This is a genomic window from Pedobacter sp., assembly GCF_035566355.1.
Taxonomy (GTDB): domain Bacteria; phylum Bacteroidota; class Bacteroidia; order Sphingobacteriales; family Sphingobacteriaceae; genus Pedobacter.
This window is the reverse complement of record NZ_DATMRL010000511.1, coordinates 1-8227: the sequence shown is the minus strand read 5'-3', so window position 1 is coordinate 8227 and position 8227 is coordinate 1. Positions and strand designations below refer to the sequence as shown.

Below are 8227 nucleotides of genomic sequence, written 5' to 3'. Positions count from 1 at the left end.
CAGCATACATGTGTTTCAGTCTACGATTTTCTTCTTCTAACTCTTTGAGACGGCGAAGTTCCTGGCTGTCCATACCAGCGTACTTTTTCTTCCAGTTATAAAAGGTGGCCTGGTGTACACCCAATCCACGGCAGATATCTGCAACCGTTTTTCCTGCTTCGTGTTCTTTGATCGCAGCTACAATCTGAGCTTCACTAATTTTTGACTTTTTCATCTTACTGTATTTTAAACTGTACTAATAACAATCCATATCACCACACCCAAATCAGGCATGTGTAACGGTCTAATAATTAGAATTAATATTCCTTTGAGTAAGGCATAAATAGGGAAAGCATATAAGAATCCCTTTAAAGGATTATATGTTTGGCTGTTATATAAAGTTTTTTTTATTTTCCATTGTTCTATTATTTTGCTGGATGCGTTGCATCCCATATATCATAAGACAGGCTTCCCGCAGCTATACCAAGCCCTACTGTCCCATCCCATGCTTCACCAAGCCCGGTGAATTCTGATACTACTCCTAATCCTGCAAAACCTAAAGCTACTCCGTCGTGCCATGTTGCATTCCCATTAAATATATGGTAAAGAGCGGCAGCACCGCCCGCAATTGCGCCTATAACTGTTCCACTATGAGTAAACGCTTTAAATGCTTTGCCTTCAATCGCAGTCCCTTGTAAAACCTTATTAATAACATTAGCTTTAGTCATGGACACCCCAACAGCATCCATACCTGTAGTTATCACGGGTGTAAGTTTCTCATAATCAAACCCCTCGCCAGAGGTGGCATTACTACTGCCCCCCTGATTTACATTCTTATGATATAGCTATGTTGCAAGGCTTAGAGCCGAAAATTATATAGATTAAACAACAAAGCCCGTATTTATTAACCGGGCTTCGTTATATTACTCTGCGCTCTTTAGCTTGGATGATGCTTTGTGAGTACAAGTAGGGTTATAGTAATAATTAATAGAACAACAGGTTGAATGAAGATCATCCACATTTTAAGCTTAATATTCAATGGCGAATTACAATAATTATCTACAACTTTTTTATAGCGGTCTTTCGGCACATATTTCAAAACATTAAGAACATAAACTAACACTATTAAACTTGCCCAAAATACCCAAAATGTATTCTTATCTAATAAGCTTACTTTAATTCTTCCACTACTTAGTTTGTCTATCAATTGTAAGATAGTAAAAATACAAATGAGTTGAGAGATAGAAATAAAATTCAGAGATTGAATTATAGGTTGACCATCGCCCTTTTTTTTGTAAAAAGTGTACATCCTATAAAATATATAATCAAAATAACTAATCATTTTTTAAAAAGTAATAATATTTTTATTTCCAAGATACAATTGCCTTATCACCATAATAATCATTGAGATGTTGCCCGATTGACTCTCCTGTAATAGACTTTGTAGCAAGATCGCCAATAAAGTAAAGTCCAGCTACTCCCCACCCCCATCCTGGAATAAAAGCAGCTCCGCCTATGACTCCATCTAATATATCAGAAGGTTTTACTTCTTGATTATATAAAACCTTACCCGCTACAACACCAAGTGCTGCATAATTAGCAACTTTTCCAACCGCCTGTAAGCCATCTAAGACACCAGCGGATCGTCCAAGGGCACGAAGTTTACTAATTCTACTTATATTTGAAAAGGTTGCGCTTGTTTCTGAAACAACAGTAGCTTCATAAAAAAACTGCAATTGCCCCTGTCCTAAAGCAAATGTTCCAAGTCCGGTATTAAAACTGTCGATAGAACTATTTAAACTTCCTCCCTGATTGGCGCCATACTTTGCGAACTCCTGAGCATGGGACTTTCCATCCTCCTCTTTCTGTCGATCAACTAACCAACTTTGATTAGATCTTGCCTCACTAATATCCACCATTTGCAAAGGATGTTCATCCTGTACAGCTTTGTCAAAACGAAATCTCTCCCACGCTGTTTTAAAATCCTTAGCATCAGTAAAACCCCAATAACCATTCTTAGACAGATAACTATCCATTTCAAGCATAGAGTCTGTATGCGAGCTGAAATAGGTCATTGTACCCAAAATCAATCCATCACTATTGCTGCTCACGGAATAAACACCGCCAAACTTCCCTCCTTCACTCCTAATAAATTCTAAAAAGTTAAGCGTTTCCTGCGATATCGCGATATCTCCTAAAGGATCATTAAAAATTAGCGGGTTATTATTCGCATACTGGTAAGTACTGAACGACTCGGAAGCTTCTGCCTTTGGATCAATTCCAATAAAACGTCCCAATGCGGCATCATAATTTCTGAAAAAGGTATTGTAATAATCTGGCAGATCACCAAAATCATTCTGCCATTCAGAACCTTCATTGTATAAGTTCTTATTTGCTGAGGTAGGCGTGGCAATATTGCTTCCAGTCATAATCAACCCAAGGGGGTAATAACTATTTTCCTGACGCACCACGGCAACTCCTGCCTGTTCCTCAAAACTTACCCGCACATTCCCTTGATGGTCTTTGATCATGTATTCTGCCTTCAAAGCAGATCCTGTGTTCCTGATCCAGCCTTCAGGCATAGCGAAATAGGCTAAAGTTCCATTCTCATAAACAAAGCCATCAATATAGTCTGTACTTTTTCCGGCTACATTATTGTCAAAAATCTGTTTTTTAAGTAAGGTACCTCCGGCATCGTAGGTATAATTGATATAACGCCCCACTGAGGTGGTAATGGTAATTTTATCCGTTTTCCCAAGAGCATTGTAATCGATAGATAAGCCTTTTTTAGGATCTGAGGTCAAATCTCCGTTAACATTGTACAAATAGGGTGATCCTGATCCGGTGAGGTTCCTGAAACCCACGGCGGCATAACTTCCTCCGGTACCATCCGTGACGTTATCCAAACGATTGCCTGTATAGGTATAGCCCAGGTTATCCACCTCGGTCATTACATTGCTCAGAACTGCGTTACGTTTCAGCGTCATTATATTACCATTTTGGTCGTAGGTGATGTTTTTCTCATCAAAGCCGGATAGACCACTCCAGGGGGTCACTCCTGGTGCCCTACTCCCAAAAATAGCATTTTTAAATCTATAAAGTTTATCGTAATCAAATTTATAACTCCTCTCATTGGATGATGGTCCTTTGCTCATCCATTTTACTGCAGATACCATTCCATTATAATAGCTCGTGTTGTTTAAAACAGCATCCTTTTGGTCGTACAGGATTTCCATTCCAAAAACATCATTGGTATCGTCGTTCTTCGAGTCTACTGTAAGGGTACTGTTGTTAATGCTCAACATGGCTCCCTTGATATTATACCTGTAATCTACCGATTGTAAGTAAGAGGTACCTGCGTTTGTGGAATGCAATTTCCGGTCTACCAATTGACCAAGTTCATTATATACATAACCTGCTACGCGAACAGCCAGAGCACCGTTATAACTTTGATCTATGGCAGTAACCCGGTTCATATGGTCATAGCTGTAACTGGAGAGCACCGTTGTAGTTACAGCACTCACTGTTTTGGCCACCTTTTGTTGCAGTACTTTCCCCGTAAAATCTGGCACAATGGTTTTCACATCGCTTAGTGAGGCATTGAGCTGATTGTTACTCAGCACCTGTATGGCAACACCGCGTTTGTCGTAAAAATTGACACTGGTGAGCCAGGTTGTTGTGTTTAAGATTTTCTTTTTAATGGCGGTGAGGTATCCCCTGACCTGGTAAGAAACCACTCCCTCTCCGGTTAAGCCTTGGGATTGATAAACGTAATCTCTTGTACCGTCATTATTCAGATCGTAGTCGTCATAGTAATAATAAGCCAAGTCTTCCGTACCGGTTGTTGGAAAGGCCTGGTTACTGTAACCATTAGCCGCACCAGCCAAACGGTCCTCATAATACAGGGTACTAAAATCTAAGGTATTGATATAGCCCTGCATGCTTGTACGGGTGGTATAGGTTGCATTAGTATAAATACCCTCGCTAATTTTTCTTTTTTTACTGTCAAACTTTGTATAATACCATCTGTTACTTGTTCTTAAATTACCATCCTGAACCAGGATTGGCCGATCCAGCGTATCGTATATGATATAAATTACTGCTTTCCCGGGGATTTTCTTTTCTACCACCCTACCCAGGGTATCATACACATAGCTGAACACCAGGTCACTCAGCATAGAAGTACTCAAGGTCCAGGTTCCTGAACTTCGCATCTGGGAAACAGCTTTGGGCGGAACTACGTATTTTATATTTCCTGCATCGTCATAAATATAATAGGTCTCAAAATAGGGCTCAGCGATACCCCCTACGGTTTCATCCGCCTGGATTCTTTTTAGGATCAGCTGGCCATTCTTGTTCTTAAAGGTGAAGGACTTATTTCCGTCCTCATTGGTATATTCGGTCACAGACAGGCTTCCTGCACCATAGGTCGCTGTGCTGGTTCCATCCAGTTTCCAAAGCCGGATGTTATCGGCAGCGGTATTGGTCCGGTAACTGGCCGATTTATAATGCTGGTCGGGCTGAAAACCATCACCAACAGCTCCTGCTTTAAGTAATCTTTGCAGGGGACTGTTTTCATATTCATTTTTAACATAGGGTTTGGCATCATCTGCTACCTTATCTCCCAGTCCATTCGCATAAAATGCTGGTTGGGCTGTGCTGAGTGCATTGGCCTGGTAAGAAGCATCGGATGAAGCAGATACATAGGGCAGGTATTTGTACAACTGCCGCCCATATTGATCATATGCGGCTGGTTGTACCATGTCCTTTTGCAATGGACTGGCTTTCTGCACCACAGATTGTATGGACCTCCCTAAACCGTCCATATATTCACGGGTAACTGATTTCTGATCGGCTGTAAGCGGAAAGATCTGGCTGTCGAGCTTAATGTTTTCAACTTTGATTACCTCGGTTTGCTTGTATGCCGGACTTGTAACGGTCTGGGCTTTTGTCTGTACAGACAGTAAACCTAAAGCCAATACAAATGGTATATATCTTGAAATATTTATTTTATTTTCCATTACTATAGATTTTATCATTAAGGACAATCAGGACTACTGGAGTATGCCGCAAATGTGGCTACATTAGAAACTGCAGTTTTACCACAGGAAGAGGTGACTGTACATCTGATCCAGTAGGACGATAACTGCTGTCTGGTATTGACCGTATAGGATAAAGAAGCAGCCGTGCCTGCCGGGCTCCAGTTTACATTGTCGTCAGACCTTTCCCACTGGTAGGTATAGGTTGCCCCTGCACTACATCCTGAAATAGAAGCTATATTAAAATAAGCATGGGTTGCATCACTTGAAAAACCTGGATAGGTCGCAAGCCATGGGCCTTCAATATGGCAGTTGTCTACAGAATTCACCCCGGTGATCACTATCGTGGCCACAAGCGGCGTAGAGGAAACGGATACTGTCTTGGTAAAGGTTTTTGTGCCATAGGCGGGATGACTGATACTTAAACTCACGGTATAGTTACCTGCACTGGCAAATACGTGATTGGTGCTCATTCCGGTGGTTACTACCGGGGCTGTTCCATCTCCAAAGTTCCAGGTATAAACAGTCTCCTCTATGCAATCGTTATCACCGGGATTAATGGTAAAAGCTGCACTCACACCCTCGGTCAAGACAGCAGCAGTACTAAAACCAGGGGTTGCCAGACCAAGGTCTGCCTGGTTCTTATTGTAGCTCACATAGGTTTCTTTCCTAACCAGGTTCTTATCCTGATCTTTCACATATTTTAGTCTTCCGGCTTTGTCATATACGTAATAAACTGTTATCCCGTTGGAGTTGATTTCTGACAGCTTCTGTAAATTGGCATTATAGGTAAAGCTATTTACCTCTGCATTTTCAGGATAAAACAGAACGTCATCAATAGATAAATTAGAATTAGGTTGTGCTTTTAGGGTAAAATTGGCCGTCATCTCTGTTACCGGCACTTTTAACTCATAGTATTTCCAATCAGTAGACACTGCGTATGGCAATGTATAGGTTCTGACCAGGCTGGAAGTATTGGTTAAAGTGAGGGTTATAGACCCTGCTGCTGCAGGTTCTAGCCAGCAGGAGAAAATATAATTTTTTGCATTTCCTTTTTTTAGGGTACCCTGGAGATAGGATGTTGCCTGACCACTGCTTCCGTTTATACCGGTATGTGCATCTGCGGTGTTGGTAAAGTTAACCATAGAAAATTGTCCGGGGTTATCCTCAAAATTTGCATACAAAACTTCTATATCTCTGGCATTGGATATCGAAACAACGGGTGATCTTGAATTGTTAAAATAATAGGCTTGAACGCCTTTGTTTTTATCGCTCACCGCTGTTACCATCCCCAGCGAATTGTAGTTTTCGTAACTGATCACCGGAATATATTTGGAGTCATTCTGAAATGTGGTGCCGGAGGATACTGTGGATGGCGTAAAGGCGGTAGCGCCGTCGTTGTTAATAAACTGTAAAGTTTGACTTGGAACATAGATCAGGGCAGAAAGCGGACTGGCCTGGAACTTTGTTAATTTTCCGGACATGAATTTTTCCGCTTCACTGGGCTTTATGATAGAATTGTATTGCTCTACAACAGCATTGACATTCTGGCCTTGCAGGCCGTAGATGGCTTTGCTCATCACATCTCCTGAAGACAGGGCTGTATAGTCCTTGATGTACTTCATATAGGTATTATTTGTTACCCCTTCACTGTTTACAGCCGAAACTTTAGTTACATTTTTATGGTTTGCACTTGTGTAGTAATTGGTGGTTAAATTCTCTGAAAATTTACTCGCATCATTCAGATCGTAGATGGTGGTCTTTTTGGTTGCATTCAGGTTGCCGACCGAAGCCAGTACATTATATTTGGCGTAGACTTTTAAATTATCAAGTCCCTCAATCCTCAATCCTTGTATAACCTGCGGTGAACCGGTTCTCTGGTAAGTATACTCTTCTTTACTGACCGGAATATTACTTTCGTTATAACTTGTTGCTGATTTTAGCAGTCCCCGTTCAAAATCGTAGTTTGGACTCGGGGCAAAAGGATATATATTCACGCCACCTACTATGGTTCCAAGACTTAAGCTACATGTTGGCCGGGCCACATAGTTCACAGGAGGAACCCAATCCCCCGCTGCCGTATCCCAGTTGGTTCCGGGAGTGGTAAATTCATAGGTTGTTTTTCCAAGACCGGTTTGTTTGACCGTTACAAATCCATATATGATGTCATCAGACTCTACCGATAGATCGTTGCTTGACCTTAAAGTGCTCTTTTCCCAGGTATCCTGTGTATTTGAAGTACTGTAGCCATATTCATTGATAGCGAATACCGGCAAGTGAATAGGTTTACCGCTGGTAACAGAGGTTGCAGGATTTGTGTAGACATAATCCTTTACAACATTATTTGAGGGATTCATTCCATCAGATTCTGTAATTCTTTTAACTCTAATTCCACCCCCGTAAAATGTACTTTGGGCATTAGGGTCGTAATAATCATTGGACTCATACTCCAGCGTGGTGCTTCCACCTGTTGGATAGACAATTTTGTTCAGTGTACCCGACATCACCGTATTTGGGTTTACTTGTCTGTCTGCTCCGGGGATAATGAAAGAAGTTCCTGGGTAATTGGGTATGGGGGTTATCCGATAACGCTCCAGATTGGGATAACTGGAATTATAGGGGTAGACATAGATCTTAGGCACCAGACTGGTGTCTGCACTGGCATTATAATAACCCCAGTAGTCCTGTTGGTTCCAGGTGGAGGATCGAATGTTTCCGGTAGGCAAATCCAGGCCTTGATAAGAGAACTGATAGGGTGGTGAGGCATCGCAGCCATTTTCTTGTATGGAACTCAGATAGCGATTATAAGTGGAAGAATTAAAAGTCAGCGTTCTTGCATTGGGTAGACTTACCTGTGTAAGGACTTCATCGGAAAGGGAATGGGTAAATCCAACGGTACCGTTCTCTCCTGAAATGCTGGAAATTACCCGGCGGCTGTCCTGGGTGTTTACGTAATACAGCGTTTTCACGTTCACATTTCCCAGATAGTCTTTTCCTATGAGTGTTTTACTTCCTATACTGTCATTTACAATTCTAGGTGCACTGTATTGAAAGGTAACATTTGCGCCTTTGGTATCGGTCATCTTGACCAAAAACCATTTAGAGTTGTAGGTTAGGTCAAGGTATTGGGTATACTCCCTGGAAAAAACAGAGGCTGTTCGACGGGGTGGCAGACTAGAGGTCCTGTGGCTTTGCATAGGTTCAGCAAA

4 protein-coding genes are annotated in these 8227 nt (G+C 41.6%); all 4 read right to left on the bottom strand.

Features of this window, described 5'->3' with window-relative positions; all coding sequences use genetic code 11:
* A partial coding sequence (locus tag VNZ46_RS19860) for a transposase (RefSeq protein ID WP_325561876.1) occupies positions 1 to 214 on the bottom strand: 214 nt, incomplete at its 3' end.
* Positions 215 to 404: 190 nt separating this feature from the next.
* Positions 405 to 743: a hypothetical protein gene (locus VNZ46_RS19855; RefSeq protein ID WP_325561874.1), complete on the bottom strand. Its 339-nt coding sequence runs from the start codon at positions 741 to 743 to the stop codon at positions 405 to 407.
* Between the two features lie 600 nt (positions 744 to 1343).
* The gene (locus VNZ46_RS19850; RefSeq protein WP_325561872.1) at positions 1344 to 5000 is read right to left on the bottom strand and encodes a DUF6443 domain-containing protein; all 3657 of its coding nucleotides are present in this window, start codon (positions 4998 to 5000) and stop codon (positions 1344 to 1346) included.
* Between the two features lie 17 nt (positions 5001 to 5017).
* On the bottom strand, positions 5018 to 8227 hold a 3210-nt coding region (locus tag VNZ46_RS19845; protein ID WP_325561870.1), incomplete at its 5' end, for a PKD domain-containing protein.